General features: G+C 70.5%; 19 protein-coding genes. 13 read left to right on the forward strand and 6 right to left on the reverse strand.

Going from position 1 to position 16,377, the window contains the following annotated elements; all coding sequences use genetic code 11:
• Positions 1–284, forward strand: a 284-nt coding sequence (locus ACZ3TS_RS40665; protein WP_467627656.1) for a hypothetical protein, incomplete at its 5' end; no start/stop codon positions are given.
• 252 nt (positions 285–536) lie between these two features.
• Here ACZ3TS_RS40665 and ACZ3TS_RS40670 read toward each other — a convergent pair.
• Positions 537–1,310: a hypothetical protein gene (locus tag ACZ3TS_RS40670; protein ID WP_467627659.1), complete on the reverse strand. Its 774-nt coding sequence runs from the start codon at positions 1,308–1,310 to the stop codon at positions 537–539.
• Positions 1,311–1,545: 235 nt separating this feature from the next.
• On the opposite strand from ACZ3TS_RS40670, the gene ACZ3TS_RS40675 reads away from it, so the two are divergent.
• Positions 1,546–2,019, forward strand: coding sequence for a hypothetical protein (locus ACZ3TS_RS40675; RefSeq protein ID WP_467627661.1), 474 nt, complete (start codon positions 1,546–1,548; stop codon positions 2,017–2,019).
• 31 nt (positions 2,020–2,050) lie between these two features.
• On the opposite strand, the gene ACZ3TS_RS40680 is transcribed toward ACZ3TS_RS40675, so the two are convergent.
• Positions 2,051–3,481, reverse strand: a complete 1,431-nt coding sequence (locus ACZ3TS_RS40680) for a Twin-arginine translocation pathway signal (RefSeq protein WP_467627663.1) — start codon at positions 3,479–3,481, stop codon at positions 2,051–2,053.
• A gap of 316 nt (positions 3,482–3,797) precedes the next feature.
• Between ACZ3TS_RS40680 and ACZ3TS_RS40685 the strand changes: the two genes are divergently transcribed.
• From ACZ3TS_RS40685 to ACZ3TS_RS40705, 5 genes are read left to right on the forward strand one after another with little or no spacing between them, the layout of a single operon-like run.
• Positions 3,798–4,982: a cytochrome P450 gene (locus ACZ3TS_RS40685; protein ID WP_467627665.1), complete on the forward strand. Its 1,185-nt coding sequence runs from the start codon at positions 3,798–3,800 to the stop codon at positions 4,980–4,982.
• A 25-nt stretch (positions 4,983–5,007) separates the two neighbouring features.
• Complete coding sequence (locus ACZ3TS_RS40690; protein WP_467627668.1) at positions 5,008–6,372, forward strand: preATP grasp domain-containing protein; 1,365 nt, start codon at positions 5,008–5,010, stop codon at positions 6,370–6,372.
• A gap of 17 nt (positions 6,373–6,389) precedes the next feature.
• A complete protein-coding gene (locus tag ACZ3TS_RS40695; RefSeq protein ID WP_467627670.1) occupies positions 6,390–7,364 on the forward strand; it encodes an aspartyl/asparaginyl beta-hydroxylase domain-containing protein in 975 nt (324 codons plus the stop codon).
• An 18-nt stretch (positions 7,365–7,382) separates the two neighbouring features.
• Positions 7,383–8,525 (forward strand): glycine amidinotransferase, encoded by a 1,143-nt coding sequence (locus ACZ3TS_RS40700; protein ID WP_467627673.1) that lies wholly within the window; start codon positions 7,383–7,385, stop codon positions 8,523–8,525.
• Positions 8,522–9,808 (forward strand): ATP-grasp domain-containing protein, encoded by a 1,287-nt coding sequence (locus ACZ3TS_RS40705; RefSeq protein ID WP_467627675.1) that lies wholly within the window; start codon positions 8,522–8,524, stop codon positions 9,806–9,808. The genes ACZ3TS_RS40700 and ACZ3TS_RS40705 overlap by 4 nt, the downstream gene beginning before the upstream one ends.
• A 164-nt stretch (positions 9,809–9,972) precedes the next feature.
• On the opposite strand, the gene ACZ3TS_RS40710 is transcribed toward ACZ3TS_RS40705, so the two are convergent.
• Positions 9,973–10,164 carry a hypothetical protein gene (locus ACZ3TS_RS40710; RefSeq protein ID WP_467627677.1) on the reverse strand — a complete coding sequence of 64 codons (192 nt, stop codon included), beginning with the start codon at positions 10,162–10,164 and terminating at the stop codon, positions 9,973–9,975.
• 437 nt (positions 10,165–10,601) lie between these two features.
• Between ACZ3TS_RS40710 and ACZ3TS_RS40715 the strand changes: the two genes are divergently transcribed.
• The 4 genes from ACZ3TS_RS40715 to ACZ3TS_RS40730 all read left to right on the forward strand — a co-directional run bounded on the left by ACZ3TS_RS40715 (position 10,602) and on the right by ACZ3TS_RS40730 (position 12,054).
• Positions 10,602–11,093 (forward strand): hypothetical protein, encoded by a 492-nt coding sequence (locus ACZ3TS_RS40715; RefSeq protein WP_467627679.1) that lies wholly within the window; start codon positions 10,602–10,604, stop codon positions 11,091–11,093.
• Between the two features lie 40 nt (positions 11,094–11,133).
• Complete coding sequence (locus ACZ3TS_RS40720) at positions 11,134–11,451, forward strand: hypothetical protein (protein ID WP_467627681.1); 318 nt, start codon at positions 11,134–11,136, stop codon at positions 11,449–11,451.
• Positions 11,448–11,741, forward strand: a complete 294-nt coding sequence (locus ACZ3TS_RS40725; protein WP_467627683.1) for a hypothetical protein — start codon at positions 11,448–11,450, stop codon at positions 11,739–11,741. Before ACZ3TS_RS40720 ends, ACZ3TS_RS40725 begins: the two co-directional genes overlap by 4 nt.
• Positions 11,742–11,892: 151 nt before the next feature.
• The gene (locus tag ACZ3TS_RS40730; protein ID WP_467627685.1) at positions 11,893–12,054 is read left to right on the forward strand and encodes a hypothetical protein; all 162 of its coding nucleotides are present in this window, start codon (positions 11,893–11,895) and stop codon (positions 12,052–12,054) included.
• A 30-nt stretch (positions 12,055–12,084) separates the two neighbouring features.
• Here ACZ3TS_RS40730 and ACZ3TS_RS40735 read toward each other — a convergent pair whose 3' ends face one another.
• Together ACZ3TS_RS40735 and ACZ3TS_RS40740 are read right to left on the reverse strand one after the other, a co-directional pair.
• A complete protein-coding gene (locus ACZ3TS_RS40735) occupies positions 12,085–12,420 on the reverse strand; it encodes a hypothetical protein (RefSeq protein ID WP_467627687.1) in 336 nt (111 codons plus the stop codon).
• 18 nt (positions 12,421–12,438) lie between these two features.
• Complete coding sequence (locus ACZ3TS_RS40740; protein WP_467627689.1) at positions 12,439–13,425, reverse strand: phosphotransferase family protein; 987 nt, start codon at positions 13,423–13,425, stop codon at positions 12,439–12,441.
• Between the two features lie 192 nt (positions 13,426–13,617).
• Here ACZ3TS_RS40740 and ACZ3TS_RS40745 point away from each other — a divergent pair, with 192 nt between their 5' ends.
• Entirely contained in the window at positions 13,618–15,501 is a 1,884-nt protein-coding gene (locus ACZ3TS_RS40745) for a hypothetical protein (RefSeq protein WP_467627691.1), read from the forward strand.
• Between the two features lie 17 nt (positions 15,502–15,518).
• Positions 15,519–15,995: an NUDIX hydrolase gene (locus tag ACZ3TS_RS40750; protein WP_467627693.1), complete on the forward strand. Its 477-nt coding sequence runs from the start codon at positions 15,519–15,521 to the stop codon at positions 15,993–15,995.
• 94 nt (positions 15,996–16,089) lie between these two features.
• Here ACZ3TS_RS40750 and ACZ3TS_RS40755 read toward each other — a convergent pair whose 3' ends face one another.
• Entirely contained in the window at positions 16,090–16,254 is a 165-nt protein-coding gene (locus ACZ3TS_RS40755; RefSeq protein ID WP_459754407.1) for a hypothetical protein, read from the reverse strand.
• Positions 16,255–16,377 lie beyond the last annotated feature (123 nt).

Genomic DNA, 16,377 nt, shown 5'->3' on the forward strand with positions numbered 1-16,377 from the left:
CCCCCCGGGCGAAGTGCACGCCGAGTTCCAGGAATTGCAACTCACGGCATGAATTGCTCGGCCAGACCCTGTCCGAAAAACGCGAGGCCCCTCAGGTGTTTCTCATCGGGCTGGGCGCGCTGTCCGCTGTCCAACAGGCCACCACGCTGGTGCCGTTGATGGTCAAGAGTGCCGGGCGTGCTGCTTTGGGCGGCGTAGTGGAGGAGGCGAGGCAGGAAGTACAAACTCTCCAACGGGGTGGTCAGCAGCCTGGCCTTGCGCAGGGGAATGGTGTAGGGGCTTGAGACGGGCAGTCCTTCAGCAAGGAATCCGCAGTCGGACACAGGCGTTGCCGGACAACAGGACCCGACGGGCGGAGGAGGTGTGGCGTGACGATTGCCGCCGAGTCCTTCGCGGGCCGTGTCCTAGCCGTATTCTCACGTCGATCTCCCGGTTTCCGGCCTCCGCTGAAGACCTCCAGCGCGGCTCTACCGGGTAACTCTGCTCTGCCTCTCGTTCCCAACGCTCCTTGTCCGCAGGAGACTGCCCAGATCGGTTCAGCACACGACGTCATGTCGGGCCAAAGACTGGTTGATGTGACGGCTCGTTGGAAGGCCGTACCCCCGCAACGGCGGCTTCTGCGCCGCAACGACCTTCTGAAGGTCGCACGCTTTCTGGAGACCCACGCCGCTCCCCTCGACCCGACGTTTGTCCAGGATCCCAGCGCCAACCTTGTCCGCGACCTTGCCCACGACATCGCCCGCACGTGCTCCTTCGCCAACGCCCTTGCCGAGACGCCCTACCGATTCGGAGTCCGCACGTTTTACTGGGGCATCCACCGCGTCGTCCGTCAACTCCCCAACGGCACGCACGTCTGGTGGCATTTCGTCCGCAGACGCCAGGTAGCCCTCGAAGGTGCGATCGAACACGGCCTTGACCCAGCTGCCGCTCACATCCGGGACCTCTCTCGTGGCCTTGACATTGATCACGCCGTCGCTCACGGCTTCGCCGTTGACCTGGTCCGCGACCTCAGGGTTGCTCGCTCGTTCCTGACCGAGCACCGCTACGTCTCTCGTGTCCTCAACATCGATCACACCTTCGCCCGCGCCCGCGGTCTCGCTGTCGGTCTCGACCCCGCCCGCGAACGAGGTCGCGATCGTGCCCTCGGTCTGCTTTGCGATCTCGCCCGTGAAATCGACCCCTCTCGTGCCCATGCCCCAGATCTTGACGGCGTCCTCGACCTTGAACGGGCCCTCGTACTCGCGCGTGCTCGTACCCTCGATCGCTCGCTCGATCATGACCTCGTCGAAGCGCACGACAACCTGACTCATGCGGCTAACAACTTTGTTGGCGCCGACCTCAGCACCGTGGAGTTGGATGAAGCAGACCTCGTGGGGATCCGTTGGGATGCTGCCACTCGGTGGCCAAATCCCGAGTGGACGGCGCGTATCCGCAAAGCCTCGGTGGAGGCCCGTCGTGGTTCAGGGGTCTTCGTCGTACTTCCCGGAAAGGGGCCCATCGCCTATCGCGGCTCCATGGCACCAATCTCATGAGACGGCACAGCTAGTGGATCAGCCGGCCCAGCGCAGTGCCAGCGGGCTCTTCGGCTCGCTGCCGCGGGTGACCTGGCACCAGGACGGCACCTGGCGGCGGCACATGGCCCGGGCCTTCGACGACCTGGCCGCCGACTGCGCGTCCGACGCCGAGGTCGAACCGCGCTGGACCGGCGAGGAGATGGCCCTGCACCTCGGGATCGCCCGCGCCCAGGACCTGACGCGCAACCGGCCGCGGCTCGTGCGTGACACCGTGGCCGGCCTGCCCGAAGACCGAGGGGACTTCGACTGGGGCGCCTGCTCCGACGTCCTCTTCCAGGACCACGATGTGCTGATGCTGTTCGACCATGCCCTCGACGGGATGGAGGACCCCGAAGGCGACATCCATCAGTCCCTTGGCATGGTCAATCTGGCCCCGCACGACTGGTTTGCCGCCTTCGACCCCGAGCAGGCCCGCGACCCCGATCGCGGCTTCCGCCATCCGTGACCGCGGTACCCCTGGAGGACACCGGCGGCCGTCACGCCGATGCGGCGCCCGCCGCGTCCACGGGAGGCGGCAGGGTACGCAGGCGTTCACGCAGATCGGCCACGTACTCGGCGGGGCGGGCAGCGAGCAGGCCCTCCAGTCGCTGCAGCCGGGTGCGGGCGGTGGCGCGCAGACGGCTCGGCGGCACCCGGTCGAGGACGTCCAGGGCGCGCTGAGCAGCGTCGGACGGCTGGTCGGAGGCCTCGGCCTGGGCAAGGACGAGGGTGGCGGCGGCCCATCCGGGGGTGCCGGGGGTGCAGGCGGCCGCAGAGGCCTCGGCGCGGGCACGGGCCTGGTCGGTGCGGCCCAGCGTGAGGTGGGCCTCGGCCTGGTGCAGGGCGAGTTCGGGTTCGTCGAAGCCGAAACGGCCCGGGGCCTGGCCGGCCGGATCGGCTCCGAGTTCGGTCAAGGCCACGTCGAGGGCGTCGGCCGCCTCCCGGTCGAGGCCCTGCTGGGCGAGGGTGGGCAGCAGCGCCCAGGCATGGAGCTGGGCACGGACCAAGCCGGCGGGGGCCGCAGCCGCGCCGCGCTCGGCGTACGCGAGCGCGGCGGTCAGGTTGCCGGTGTGGCGGGCCACCATGCACTGCGCCCCGTACGCCCACGCCGCAAGCGCCGTATCACCGCACCGGTTGGCGTACGACACGGCGGTGCCCAGGTGGGTGCGCGCGCCGGCCGGATCGTCCAGGTGGAAGGCGAGGTTGCCCAGTAGCCCGGACAGTCGGCCGACCTGGCGGTGCAGTTCGGTGCCTTCCGTGCCGGGAGAAAGGAGCCTGGCCAGCAGGGTGCGGGCCGCGCGGACCTCCCTGAACAGCACCGGGACGGGGTGCTTGCTGTAGTTCAGGTGGTAGTGGTCGGCGGCGGCTTCGGCGAGTTCGTCGACCAGCGGGCTGCCCTCGGGTTCCGCCAGGAGCGCGAGCTGGAGGGACTCTCTGACCGAGGGGAGCCCCGCGTCGGTGGTCATCGGATCCGCCCCTTCCTGCCGGCCGGATGCGGCGACGCCGGCGTCGTTGCGACCGTATCCGATCAGCTCCGCTGTCCACGCCGACAACTGCCGTACACGCGCAACCTGATGCAGTCCCAGTTGCTCGGGTGTGGCCCGGTAGGCGCGGCACAGCATCACCGCGTAGTCCTGCCCAGGCCACTCTTTGGGGTTGTGTTCCCAGCGGCACAGCATCTGTTCCGATAAGCCGGGCGGCAGCAGCCCGTCCGCGATGTACAGCTCACCGATCTGCGCGATGGTGTCGGCCCGGGACCAGCCCAATGCCATCCGCCACGCTTCCAGTTCGGTGACCTCCGCGAGTTCTTCGCGGATCGCCGCGGCGATGTGCTCGGTGGTGAAGCCGGTGCGCTGGCAGCGTCTGCGGATCAACGCGGCCTCCCGCGCGATGGCGGCACGTCGCGAGCGGGTGATTGCGGCGGTCATTGGCGCCCCCGTCAAACCAAGCCTGAGCCTTCACGCTATCCCAGGCGCCGCCGCCCCGGCAGGGCGGAAACGAGCATTGCGGCAACCCGCAAATTCCGGCCCTGAACAGGCGCAATGACCTTGCGGCGGGGCGCGGGCGAGGCTGTGTGCATCCGGCCGGTTCGGGCCGGGACACCCCCGGATGAGAGGAGGGGCCGTCATGGGCTACGACCACTGATCGCCTCGCACTTGACGAGGCCCGTTGTCCGCATCCCGGCCGCCGGCATCGCCGGCGGCCGGGACCGCATCACCCCCTGCTGTGAAGGAGAACCCCACGATGGCCGCAGGGCCGATGACCTCCCCGGTGCGCTACGACCCGCTTCACGAGGCGACGCTCGCCGACCCGTACCCGCAACTCGCCGACCTGCGCGAGCAGACGCCGGTGGCCTGGCACGAGGTGATGGAGTGCTGGCTGATCACCCGGTACGAGGACTGCCTGCGCGTGCTGCGCGACCACGCCACGTTCGCGCGGGATCCGCGCCGCCTCGGCATCCCCGTGCCGGACGCGCATCTGAGCGTGCAGGTCCTCGACCCGCCCCAGCAGGCGGGCGTGCGCAGCCTGTTCATGACCGCGCTGCACGCCCAGGACCTGGACGCCCTCCAGAACTCGGTCGGGCAGGTGATCCGCGAACGGCTTCACCTGTGCGCCACGCAGCCGACGGTAGAGGCGATGCGCGGGCTCGCGCAGCCCGTCGCCCTGGCCGCCATCGCCGACCTGCTCGGCGTCACACCCCCGCCGCTGGCCGAGTGGGCGGCAATCTCCGACACGATCATGCGGAGCATGGACGCCAGCCTGAACCCCGAGCTGATCGAGCCCGGCCGCCGCGCCCGCGCACAGCTGAGCGACCTCGTGGCCTCCTGGTTCACCACCACCGGCCGGCCCACCGGACTGCTCGGCCATGTCCGCGCCCACACCGCGGACGCCAGCCCGGACCAGGCGGCCTACGTGCGGCACACGGCCCGCGTGATGTTCCAGGGCGGCTACTCCACTCTCACCGCCGCGCTCGGCAACCTGCTGCACACCCTGGCCCGCCATCCCGAGACCTGGCCCGCGCTGAGCGGGCGCCCCGGCCTGGTGCGTACGGCCGTCGACGAGCTCGTTCGCTTCGACGGCCCCGTGCAGGGCACCACCCGCCTGGCCACCAGCGACGTCACGATCGGCGACGTACGCGTGCGCCGCGGCGAGAAGGTGACCGTGCTGTTCGCCGCGGCCAATCGCGACCCCGACACGTTCGAACTCCCCGATCGGCTGGTGCTGGACCGTACGCCCAACCGGCACCTGGGCTACGGCTGGGGCACCCACGCCTGCCTCGGCACGGTCATGGCGCAGCGCGTCCTGGCCGTGCTTGTCGACACCCTGCTCGACACCCAGATCTGGCCGCGCCCGGCGGGGGACGCACCGCGCCGGCGCACGGCCACGATGCGGACCTTCGCCCGCCTGCCGCTCTCCTTCCAGCCCTGACCCGTCTGCCCGCCTGGAGCATGCGTTGAGGATCATCATCGCCAACCACATCGACCCGGCCGTCCGCAACCGCAGCGACCTGTGGGCGTGGACGCAGCGTGCGCTGTGGGGCGCCCGCAACGGCGACCTCGTCGTCCTGTGCGCCCCGCCCGACCCCGGCTTCCTGCGCTACGCGACCTCCCTAACCGGCACCGACCCCAGCCAGCTGCACCTGATCGTGCCGCCGCCCGGCCGGTTCGGCCACCGACTGCTCGACCCGCAGATGCTCACCCACCCCGACCTGATCGACCAGGTGCGCTCCGTGCTCGCCGAACACGGCGGAACCGAGGACGTGCAGGAGGTGTGGGCGCTGTGGCCGTCCGCGTCCGTCGCCCGCTTCGCCACAGCCCTCGGCCTGGCCGAGAAGCTGCCCGGTGCCCGTTTTCTCGCCCAGGGCGGCGGCGAACTCGTCAACAACAAGACGGTGTTCAGGATGCTCGCGGCCGCAGCCGGGACACCCGTCGCCGCGGGCACCGTCGTCCGCGACCCGGGTGAGGCCGCCGCCGCGACCCAGCAACTGCTGGACGGCGCCGGGGCCGTCGTGGTCAAGCAGGCCCACAACGGGGCCGGGGTGGGCAACGAACTGCTCGTGGCCGACCCCTCCCTGGCCACCGGCCATGCCGGCGCCCGCCACCTGCACCAGCTGGGGCGCACGGACCTGACCACGGGCGTCACCGCGTACTGGTCCGAGCGCTGGACGTGGGCGTCAGCCGACGGCCGCTTCCCCGTCGTCATCGAGGAGTTCATCCCCGACGCGCGGACCGTGTACTGCGAGCAGCACCTCACCGACACCGACATCCAGCCGACAGAGATGGGCGAGCTGCGCTACACGAGCCGACGCCTGAGCCACGAGAGCGTCCCCCTGCGGGACCTCACCCCGGCCGTTCAGAAGCAGCTGCTGGAGGGCTCGGCCCGCCTCGCCGCGACCTACCGGGACGTCGGCTACCGCGGCCGCCTCAGCACCGACGCGATCGTCACCCCCGACGGGCAGGTGCTGTTCACCGAGGTCAACGCCCAGGTCACTGGGTCCTGGCACATCTACGAGGTGTTCGCCCACCACATCGTGCACGCGAACGCCGCCCCCGAGCGCACCGTCACCGAATCCCACGTTCCCGCCCACTGGACGGTCCCGGACGGCGCCACCTTCCACCGCACGCTGACCGAGCTCGGCCTCGCCTACGACCCCGCCACCCGCACCGGAGTGATCGTGTCGATGCCCATCGTCGACCCGCCCTCCGGCAGCGGCGCCCAGTTCACCTTCTCCACCGTCTACGACACCCCGGCCGGCCATGACGCGATCTGGAACGCCCTGGAGACCCGCTTCGCCGCACCCTGCCGCGCGGCGGCCTGACGAAAGGCACATCCCCGATGAGCACCACGACACCCACGCGGCCCGCACCGGCGGCCCGCCTGACTCCCGTCTTCGACGCCGCCCGCCTCGCCCGCGAACTCAATGCGGTCACCGAACACGAGTGGGAGCGCCAGCGCACCCACTACGCCGCCAACCGCATCGGCCCGGACACGCCAACCGACTGGCGCGTCCTGCCGCTGCGCAGCCCCAGCGGCAACCCGGACCGCACCGACCCCGGCGGCCCCGGCCCCGACAACTACGCCGCCACCTGCTGGCTTCAGCAACTGCCCTACCTGCAAGAGATCCTCGACAGCATCCCGGCCCCGCTCAACGCCGTACGGCTGCTCGCCCTCGGCCCCGCCGCCGCCTCGCAGCCGCACTGCGACCCCAAGTACGCCCTGGAGCGGGGCATGGTTCGCCTGCACATCCCGATCGTCACCCACCCCGGCGCGGTCCTCGTCCTCGACGGCACCGAACACCGCTGGCAGCCCGGCACCTTCTGGTACGGCGACTTCTCCCGCGAGCACCTGGTGCGCAACACCGGGCCCGTACGGCGCGTCCACGCGGTCATCGACACGCTGCTCACCCGCGAGCTCGCCGGGCTCTTCCCCGAACCGTGGCAGGAGGAGCTCGCCGACGCCGACGTGCTGTTCAACCGGCAGCCCGCCCCCACGCAGCCGCCCGCCGCGCTGCCGACCTCCCTGACCCTGCCGTCCGGATTCATGGCCTTCGGCCACGACACCCCGCTGGAGGGCCACACCACGGCCGTCCAGCTCGCCGAGCGCGGCGACGGGCTCGACCTACAGGCCGGGGAGCACCGCTACGCCCTCGTGCCCGTCGCCGACGGCGAGTACCGCTACGCAGGCTGGAGCGAGCAGCGCACCCTCCAGCTCCGTGACGACCACGTCGTGCTGCATGCCCGACACGGCCGCGTCCTGACCAGCCAGCACATTCCCCTCCCGGCCGCCGACGGCAGCCGGGCCGACACCTGACGAAACGAGGACCAACCCATGCTGAACAGCTACGACGACTTCACCCCCCTCAGCGAGATCATCGTGGGGTCCGCGGAAAACTACGTGGGGCACGACCGTGACCTCACCTTCGAGTTGTTCTTCCACGAGGCCCTCGGCGGCTACCGCTCCGACTGGGCCTACCCGCGCCTGGCCGCCCGCGGCAGCGGCGGACAGGCCGAGACGTGGAAGATCAGCAAGCGGTACACCGAGGAACTCCACGAAGACGTCGAGAACCTCGCCGCCACGCTCACCTCGCTCGGCATCACCGTGCACCGGCCGCTGCCGCTGCCCGAAAACGCCTTACCGATCGCCGGGCTGGGCTGGCAGGCCGCCCCGACCCCCGCCCTGAACGTGCGGGACAACACCCTCATCCTCGGCGACGAGATCATCGAAACGGCGCCCGCGATCCGCAGCCGCTACCTGGAAACCCGGCTGCTGACCCCCGTCTTCCGTCACTACGCCGACGCCGGCGCCCGCTGGTCGACCATGCCCCGGCCCACTCTCACCGACGCCAGCTTCGACCTCTCCTACGCCCGCAACACCGCCACCACCCTCGGCGGACCGACCGAACCGATCACCGACCCGCAGCCCAGCCCGTACGACGTCGGCATCGAGATGATGCTGGACGGCGCCCAGGTCCTGCGCCTGGGCCAGGACCTCATCGTCAACATCGCGCAGGACAACCACCGGCTCGGCGCCGACTGGCTCCAGCGGCAGGTGGCCGGCCGCTTCCGACTCCACCGCGCACACCGCCTGGCCGACAACCACATCGACTCCATGCTCCTGGCCCTCAAGCCCGGCGTGTTCCTGGCCCGGCACGCCGGGCTGCGCGACATGCTCCCGGACGCCTTCCAGAGCTGGAAGTTCATCGTGCCGCCCGAGCCCGACCCTGGCAGCTTCCCCACCTACGACGACACCGACCTGGTCCTCACCAGCCCCTACATCGACATCAACGTGCTGTCCCTGGACGAGCAGCGAGTCCTGGTCAACGCCGACTGCACCGGCCTGATCAAGACCCTGGAGGGCGAGGGCTTCACCGTGATCCCGGTCCGACACCGGCACCGCCGCCTGTTCGGCGGCGGATTCCACTGCTTCACCCTCGACATGCGCCGCGCGGGCGGGCCGGAGGACTACCGGTGAGCATACCGGTCCTGCTGCTGGAGGCGGCCGGCCCCGAGTCCGAGCAACTGGCCCGGGCCGCGGCCGCCTCCGGCCACCCCGTTCACGCCGTCACCGACGCCGCCACCCTCGCCACCTACTCCCGCGAGCTGCGCCAACTCCTGGCGGGCCGCCTGGTCACCGACTTCGCCCGGCCCGCCCAAGCCCTGAAGGACATCACCGGCTACGGGCGCCGGATCGGCGCGAAGGCCCTGCTCACCGTCAACGAGTACCTCACCGACCTGGCCGCCCGGGCGTGCGCGGCTCTCGGCCTGCCCGGCAACGATCCCGAACGCGCGGCCGCCGCCCGCAACAAGGCCCTCATGGCGGCCGCTTTCGACGCCGGCCACGTCTCCACACCCCGCACCATGATCGTCAGGGACCTGCGCGAGCTGCCAGCTGCAGCCGGTGCGGTCGGCTTCCCGTGCGTCGTCAAACCGGCCGACGGCGCCGGATCGGCCGGCGTCACCGTGGTCACCAGCCCCGAAGCACTGGAGCCGGCCTGGGACGCCGCCCGCCAGGCGAAGGCGATGTACGGCATGTCGCGCGACGCGCGCATTCTGGTCCAAGAGCACGTCTCCGGCCGCGAGTACAGCGTCGAGTCCGTCACCCAGCACGGTGTCACCACCCACCTGTGCATCACCCGCAAGCACACCACCAGCGGCATCCACCGCGTCGAGCTGGGCCACGCGCTACCCGCCCGCCTGCCCGCGGCCGCCGAACGCGCCCTGCTCGACCAGGCCGACCATGCGATCGCCGCGGTCGGCGTCCGCAACAGCGCCACCCACACCGAACTCGTCCTCGGCCCCGACGGCCGATGCACCGTCCTGGAGATCGGCGCCCGACTCGGCGCCGGACACATTGGCGTCCTCATCCAGCACGCTCTTGGCATCGACCCGTGGCGCACCCTGTGGGACATCGCCCTCGGCCAGCCGGCCATCCTCACCCCAGCGCGAAGCGCGTACGCCACCGTCCGGTTCCTGACCACGCCCCACGCAGGCCGACTGGTCGCCGTCACCGGCCTGCCGGCGGTGACCACCGCCATCCCCGCCGTACGCGTCCGCGCGACGGCAGGGGCACTCGTGGGCCCGGCGATGTCCAACCGCGGCCGCCTCGGGCATGTCATCGTCACCGGCTACGACCCGTGCACGGTCGACGACCAGGCCGACCGGATCCTGCGCCAGATCACCATCGCCGTCGACCCGGAAACGGAATCGGCAACAACTCCGGCGGCTACGCCGTCGTGGAGAGCAAGAAGCAGATGAAGGCCCGCGGCATCGCAGGACGTACTGCGCCATTGGATGCTCACGCTACTCCCGCACACGCAGATCCGCGCGACCGCGCTGTAACGGATCGCTCGCACACCCCGTCTATACGGTGACGCGCCCGCCGGGAGGCCCCTGGACACCTCCCGGCGGCACTGGCCAATTCACGAGTAACGGGTCTTCACCCACAGCACGAGCAGACTGACCGCTCCACTGCCGACTCCATAGGCCAGACCGCGGGCGACTTGCTGCTTGATCTGCCACTCGGACAGGCGCCGCCGTAACCGCGCCATGCGACCCTCTTCCGGTTCCTCGATCGTGTCGCCCGAGCTGTTCGACTTGCTACCGTCGCTCATGACGGATCTCCTCTCAACGCGTGGGATCGATCCGCGCTGGGGCCCCGATCCGGTGCCGGCCAGGCTCATGCCGGGTCAGGGGCCCCTGTTACGCGGTTCAGGCTGACAGCCCGTTGCCAAGAGCGTGCCTGACTCACCGTCAACGTTCAAGGGGCGTTATCGCAGGCCAGGGGCCTCAAGGCGTGAACTTTCCTGTCCCCCAACAAGGTTCACCGCCAACTTCGCAATCCGACTTCCTGTCCTGCGCCGGGACCCCGAACCCCGCAGCCGAGCCGACGGGCCCCAGTGGCTCTACCGCCGCACGTCCCAACCCGCCGACACCTGACGCCGCGGGCTCTAAACTGCGGTTCCCAGAGCCGAGAGGACAGCCTGTTCAGATGGCAGCGCCGGACGATACGACACCCCGCCCTCCGAGCGGTGATCCTGAGCCTTCCGACGTGCCGCCAGACGGCAGCGAGGGACCACGGCCCCTGCGTCGGCGCATCGCCGACCGGTGGAACAGCATCGCGCCCGCCGTCGGCAAAGCAGGCTTGGCCGTAGGCAGCCTCGTGGCCATCGAGGTAGTCAGGCGCGTCCTCGCCTCCGCCAGCACCGCAGCTGCTGCGGCCGCCACCATCGAGGACGAGGACACCGAAACGCTCACCCGCCGGTGGACCAACCACGCAGGCGGCTACTACGTGTGCGGTCACCGGCCGTGCCAGAAGAAGGTCAACCCGTTCATCATGGGTCACGACTGCTGCGGCCGCTGCTCGCGCGCCCGGAACTGCATGAGCGCCGCGCAACGCGACTACGACGGCCCAGGCAGCTGGGCTCACAACTACTTCGAGACGTGGCTGCGCCCCGGCATCTGCGACGTCTGCGAGGAGCCACCCGAAGCACACCTGTGGGTGTACGACACCATCCACGGCGACCGCTACCCGCGGACGTGACCCCGGGCCGGCTGTCAGACCCGGCCGCCAGCATGGGGCCGTGACCGACCACACCGCTCTTGTCGCGACCGCCGCGCAGGCCGCCGGCCCCGCCCCCACCGGAGCAGACGCCTTCCTCGCCGTCCATGATGGGGCGTGGCTGGCCCGCGTCCGGCACCTGGCCGTGGAACTCGCCTTCACCGCCCGGCAGGTCGAGCAGGACATGCAAATCCTGGACGCCTCCCACCCCTTCGCCGCGTACCTGGAGAAGGTGGAGATCGAGGAGGCCAGCCGCCGCGGCCTGCTCACGCTCCCTCCTCCGGCGAGCCGGAGACGATCCGCACCGAGCAGGAGACCACCATCGGCGGCCGCGCGATGATCGAACGAGCCCGGGCGCTGGAAGGCCGCTGGGCGCTGGTCTACCGCACCAACGAGCCCAAGAGCGGCGAGCAGTTCAAGAACGTCCGCGTGGTCGTGCGCCTGGTGGAGCTGGGCGACGGCGGCGCCCTCGCCAACCACGTCGCCCGCCAGGTGCTCATCGGTGACGCCGCAGGAGTCGAGCAGCGCGCCGCGCAGGCCTGGAACGAGGCGCGCCGGCCGCTTCAGGGCCCGATCGCGGCCGCCGACCGCGATCCGGTGCGCCGCAAACTGCGCGGCCAGCATCTGTAACGTCTCGGCGCTCCACCCCGTCTATGGGGTGGTGATGGTGATAAACGCGCCCGCCAAGCCCGACGACTCTGCCCCTGGAGTCCGGACTGAGCACCCGGGGCCCGGCGGGCGCCGGCAACCGGGGGAGGGCCGCGCACGTGAAGCACGACGCATGGTTACAGCACAAAGTGCGCCCACCCCGCCCGAGCCCCCCGCACTGACCTTGCACGCCGAGCCCGGCTCGGCGCTCGCCGGACTGCAGGGCGAGGCCCGGCGGCGGCTGCCCACCGCGCACCTGCTGCGCCGCGTCGCCGTCACCGCCGTACGAGGCTGACGCAGGCTGATGGCTGTACTCGGCCGCCAGCTACCAGGGCGCGATGCCAGGGTTGCAATCGATCGCCGCGGCGACCTGGTTCAGCAGTACCGCTTGGACGGCATCCCGCGCGCGGACCTCGTTCTCCTTCTCGATCAGCTTCGCCTTCCGCTCGGCGCGGGCCACTTCAAGGGCGTTGTCGAGTTCCTCCGCGGTGGCGCCCAGCCGAGTGGCACTGCTGTACCAGGAGGCGAAGCTGTTCTGCGCGTCGGCGTGGCCGTACCAGCCGGGCTCGACCATGCCATCAGCCGTCATGCGTTCGTGGGCGAGAGCGGCAGCGCCGTAGCTGCGCAGCGCCTCCTCCTTCGTCGCGGGCCGATACCGCATGTGGTCCGTCTCCTCGTGTCAGGTCAGCTGGGTCAGAACGGCAGCCATGGAGGCGTAGGTGTCGCGGACGCCGTCGTCCTTGTGGAGACGGTGCCGCTCCAGGCGGATGGCGCCCAGGTGGCGGGCCTCGTAGACGAGGGAGCGCCAGGTGGCCGCGGCGGACGTGTCGCGGGGGCCGTAGGTGTCCCAGAACGCGGTGCGCTCGTCCTGCTTGGCGCTGGCCATGCGGATGGTCCAGTCAGCGGCCGGATCGCCGAAGAGAGTGCGGTCCAGGTCGAGTACCCCGGTGATCACCGGCTCGGGTGTCTTGGAGTCCAGCATGGTGTTGACGGTCCACAGGTCGCCGGTGAGCAGGCGCGGTTCGGTGATCTCGTCGAGGGCACGCTGATGTTCTGCTGCGAGGTCGGCGACCTTGCGTACGTCGGCTGCGTCCAGGCCGAGATGCCCGAGGTCGTCGGCGATGGCGTGGAGGGAGGCGATCACGGCCGCGCTCCAGGTGGGATGCCCAGGCCCCGCGACAGGACCGAAGTGCGGGCCGCGGACGGTGTGAACGCGTGCCGTGATCTCGCCGAGCTGGGCGAAAAAGCCAGGCCAGAGGTCGCGGGGGTAGGCGCCGAGACGCTCGGGGGCGGGCACACCGGTGAGGTGGCTCTGCACGATCCAGTCCCGGCCGGTGATCTCCTGTGACCAGTCGGCGCACAGGACGCGCGGGACGAGGCCGGCGATGGGGGAGAGGTAGGGGACGGTGGCCGCCTCGTTGCGCATCAGCTCCCGCTCGGAGCTGAACTGCTGCCCCGGCGCGGGGGCAATGCGCAGGATGACCGGTGTCTCCATGCTGTCGACGGTGATCCGGTAGGTCGTGTTGTACATGCCGCCGCCGAGCTCCACGGCGGACGTGACGCGTGCGGCGTCCCCGAAGGCGCGCTGACCGATCGCCTGAATGTCCTCGGCGGTGACGGGCTGCTGGAAGGCGTGCGGATCGCGGGGGATGGGGCGGAAGTCCATGACGCTCCTTATATGCCATCGACCGACCGCGCCCGCCGCGGCTGATGGGCGTCGCCGCCCCTGGCGGGGACACGCACGAACGGTACGACAGGAACAGCCTATCCATCCCTGAAAGCGGATGCCGCACAACTTCAAGCCAAACCGCTTCCTTGGAAAAGCGCTTCCGCTTTTGACGGGTGTAGTGTGGGTGACATGACGTCACTTCCCTTCCGTGGCAATGACCGTGGTGCCGACATCGGTACCCGGTACACGCTCGCGCAGCTCGCCCGCCGGGTGCACATCTCCGAGAGCTACGCACGCACCCTGCTCGCCAAAGGCGACCGGCTGCCAAGGGCGGACGGCACCGACACCGACGGAAAACCGTGGTGGCGGCCGGACACCATAGACCGCTGGTGCCAGGACACCGGACGGCCCCTGCCCGAGGACGCCGCCCCGCTGTACCGGCGTCCCCCGGCCACCCACCCGGCCCCCGTCACCTTCGCCGATGACATGCTGCTGCCCGGCAGCAGGCGCACCGGCGAGCAAATCCCCGTGCACGTGACCCTCTACGAGACCGACCACGGACCCATCGTGTGGGTTCAGCGCTACAGCGGCCTCGAGTACGACATCAGCAAGCACAGGGCGGCCCGCGCGGCCGCGCACGTGCTGCCTCCCGCCCTGTGGCGCGACGCCGTCGTCCTGGTCCCGGACGCACTGCCGTTCCTCGACCGGGAAGAGCGGTCGGCTCCCGACGTCGACGCCTTCCGACTGGACCCACCCGAGGGCAGCCAGCCGGAGCAACTTCCCCGCTGGGTACCGAAGTTCATCAAACCCCGCGCCGAGGAACAGGAGCGGCCGCCCGCCGACCCGGCGACGGTCCCCGTACGGGACGCGGGGATTCCTGACGTTGACGTCGTCGCCCGCGCAGTGGGCCATGACCTGCCGCTGTGGTGGCGCGGGACCTGCACGCGCGACGCAGTGCGCCGCGCACGCACCATGGGGGAGGGCGCCGCCTTCACCGTGGCCGACAGCACCACCGCCTGGCCCGAGCACCGCGAGCGGATCCTCGCCGCATACGAGAACAAGATGCACGCGCAGTTCCCGCAGGCCTGGACCGCGCTCGCCGCGGACACCCTGAGCACCTTCGAGGAGGCCCGCACCAAGATCGCAAGTGCCACAGGGCGCGGCGAGGGCTGGTACGCACCAGCCCGCCCAGTGGCACCGGAGTGGCCGCTGGCGATCGAGACGGCCGTGCGGACTGCTGCTGCGCGCGAGCTCCACCTTGGGTATGCGGCCGCGGAACTCCACGAAGTACGGGCGGCCGAAGCCGAACAGCCATGGGACTCCCCGTACGGCGAGGCCCTGTGGGAAGCGGCCCGCTCCTTGGCCGGGCACCTGGTGCGCTACTCGCCCGAGGACGTCTTCACCACCGTCAACCGCGAGCTGATCAGCACGGCGGGCCCGGTCGCCCAGGACTACCGGGCTCAGCTGACCCCGCTGCCCCAGCAGACCGTGACGGAGCTGCGGGCGAAGCCCACACGACGGCTGCTGCGCCTGCTGACCAACGAGACCCACCTGCCGACTCTCAAGCACTACGGCTTTCTCATGGATGCGGTCGAGAATCTGGCCCAGCTTTACACGGACCCGGCCGGACGCTGGGTCGCCGAGTTCAAGCCGAAGGAGGCCGACCACCCGGACCTCGCCGTCGAATGGCCGACCGGCAAACCGCCCGCCGGCTGGGGCGAGCACACCGTCATTGCCGGCGACAAATCCAGCGACGGCGTCTTCGCTCTGACCCCCACCCCGGACGGCGGGCTGCGGATCGACCCGCTGCCGTCCTCCGGCGGCGCCACCGAGTACACCTGGGGCTACCCCGGCACCGGGCCCGGCCACTTGTACGACGCGCTCGCTGCCGCAGTCCTCGACAGCTGGGAAGACACCTCCCAGTGGCTCAACCGGCTTGCTGGCCGGCGCTCCCACAGCAGCGGCCTGTGGAAGGCGATCCAGGCCACCAAACAGCACGATCCCCTCCGCATTCCCTGGCCCAAGATCGTGCAATGGACCCGGGAGGACCAGAAGGCCGCAGCCGGACAGTAAAGGCCACACTGGAGGGCATGACGTCATCCACTCCGCCGCTGCGGGAAGCCGCCCGCGCCATCGTCCTCGACGTCGACGACCGCGTCATGCTGCTGCGCTACGAGGAGGAGGGCGGCTTCTGGGCGACGCCCGGCGGCTCACTGGAGGACGAGGAGGACTACGCCACGGCGACGCTCCGCGAGCTGAGCGAAGAACTCGGCATCGACGAGAAGGCGGTCGAACTGGGGGCGCACATCGCGGAGCGCAGCAAGGACCACCTCGTCGGCGACCGTCAGGTCCGACAGGTGGAGAAGTACTTCCTCACCCGAGTTTCCGCAGCCGACGTCGACCCGGCCCGGGCATCGCAGCCCGACAACATTCGCGAACACCGCTGGTGGACCGTCGCCGAACTGCGCGCCACGGACGAGACGGTCTACCCGCTCGGTCTCGCCGACCTAGTCACTGGTGTCCTCGCGCACGGTGCACCCGTGCGCCCCGTCGTCCTGGCCGGATGAGCCCTATGATCCGCGCGCCGCTGCTCAGCCAGTAGCCCGCGTACGGCTTGCTGCCTGCCGGGCCGGGCCGGGCCAGCGGCCTCGGCCCAGCAGCTCACCGTCCGAGAAGCTGATGTACCAGCGCTACGACGACGGCACCGACACCGATCGCCACGCCCAACGCCGGGTGATAGAAGGCCGTGTAGACCGTGAGCGCGCCGATCAGCAGGAGCAGCAGCATGCGCACGCTGATCTGGCTGTCCTTGTCGTCCCCGTTCACTGATCTGCCCGCCCCGTCCGCGTGTCAAGGTGAGGTGCCCCGAAGTTTCCGGACAGGGACCCAATAGGATCTCTACGTAAGGAAACGAGAGGCAAGACGTGGCACCACCCAGTAAGTACTCGC

The organism is Streptomyces sp. NPDC022910 (assembly GCF_055561075.1).

Bases quoted from the DNA above. Each gene is read 5' to 3' on its own strand.
- ACZ3TS_RS40685 (WP_467627665.1), top strand. From the start codon at position 3,798: ATGGCCGCAGGGCCGATGACCTCCCCGGTGCGCTACGACCCGCTTCAC.
- ACZ3TS_RS40700 (WP_467627673.1), top strand. From the start codon at position 7,383: ATGCTGAACAGCTACGACGACTTCACCCCCCTCAGCGAGATCATCGTG.
- ACZ3TS_RS40710 (WP_467627677.1), bottom strand. From the start codon at position 10,164: ATGAGCGACGGTAGCAAGTCGAACAGCTCGGGCGACACGATCGAGGAA.
- ACZ3TS_RS40730 (WP_467627685.1), top strand. From the start codon at position 11,893: ATGGTTACAGCACAAAGTGCGCCCACCCCGCCCGAGCCCCCCGCACTG.
- ACZ3TS_RS40740 (WP_467627689.1), bottom strand. From the start codon at position 13,425: ATGGACTTCCGCCCCATCCCCCGCGATCCGCACGCCTTCCAGCAGCCC.
- ACZ3TS_RS40680 (WP_467627663.1), bottom strand. From the start codon at position 3,481: ATGACCGCCGCAATCACCCGCTCGCGACGTGCCGCCATCGCGCGGGAG.
- ACZ3TS_RS40745 (WP_467627691.1), top strand. From the start codon at position 13,618: ATGACGTCACTTCCCTTCCGTGGCAATGACCGTGGTGCCGACATCGGT.
- ACZ3TS_RS40670 (WP_467627659.1), bottom strand. From the start codon at position 1,310: ATGAGTCAGGTTGTCGTGCGCTTCGACGAGGTCATGATCGAGCGAGCG.
- ACZ3TS_RS40750 (WP_467627693.1), top strand. From the start codon at position 15,519: ATGACGTCATCCACTCCGCCGCTGCGGGAAGCCGCCCGCGCCATCGTC.
- ACZ3TS_RS40725 (WP_467627683.1), top strand. From the start codon at position 11,448: ATGATCGAACGAGCCCGGGCGCTGGAAGGCCGCTGGGCGCTGGTCTAC.
- ACZ3TS_RS40695 (WP_467627670.1), top strand. From the start codon at position 6,390: ATGAGCACCACGACACCCACGCGGCCCGCACCGGCGGCCCGCCTGACT.
- ACZ3TS_RS40735 (WP_467627687.1), bottom strand. From the start codon at position 12,420: ATGCGGTATCGGCCCGCGACGAAGGAGGAGGCGCTGCGCAGCTACGGC.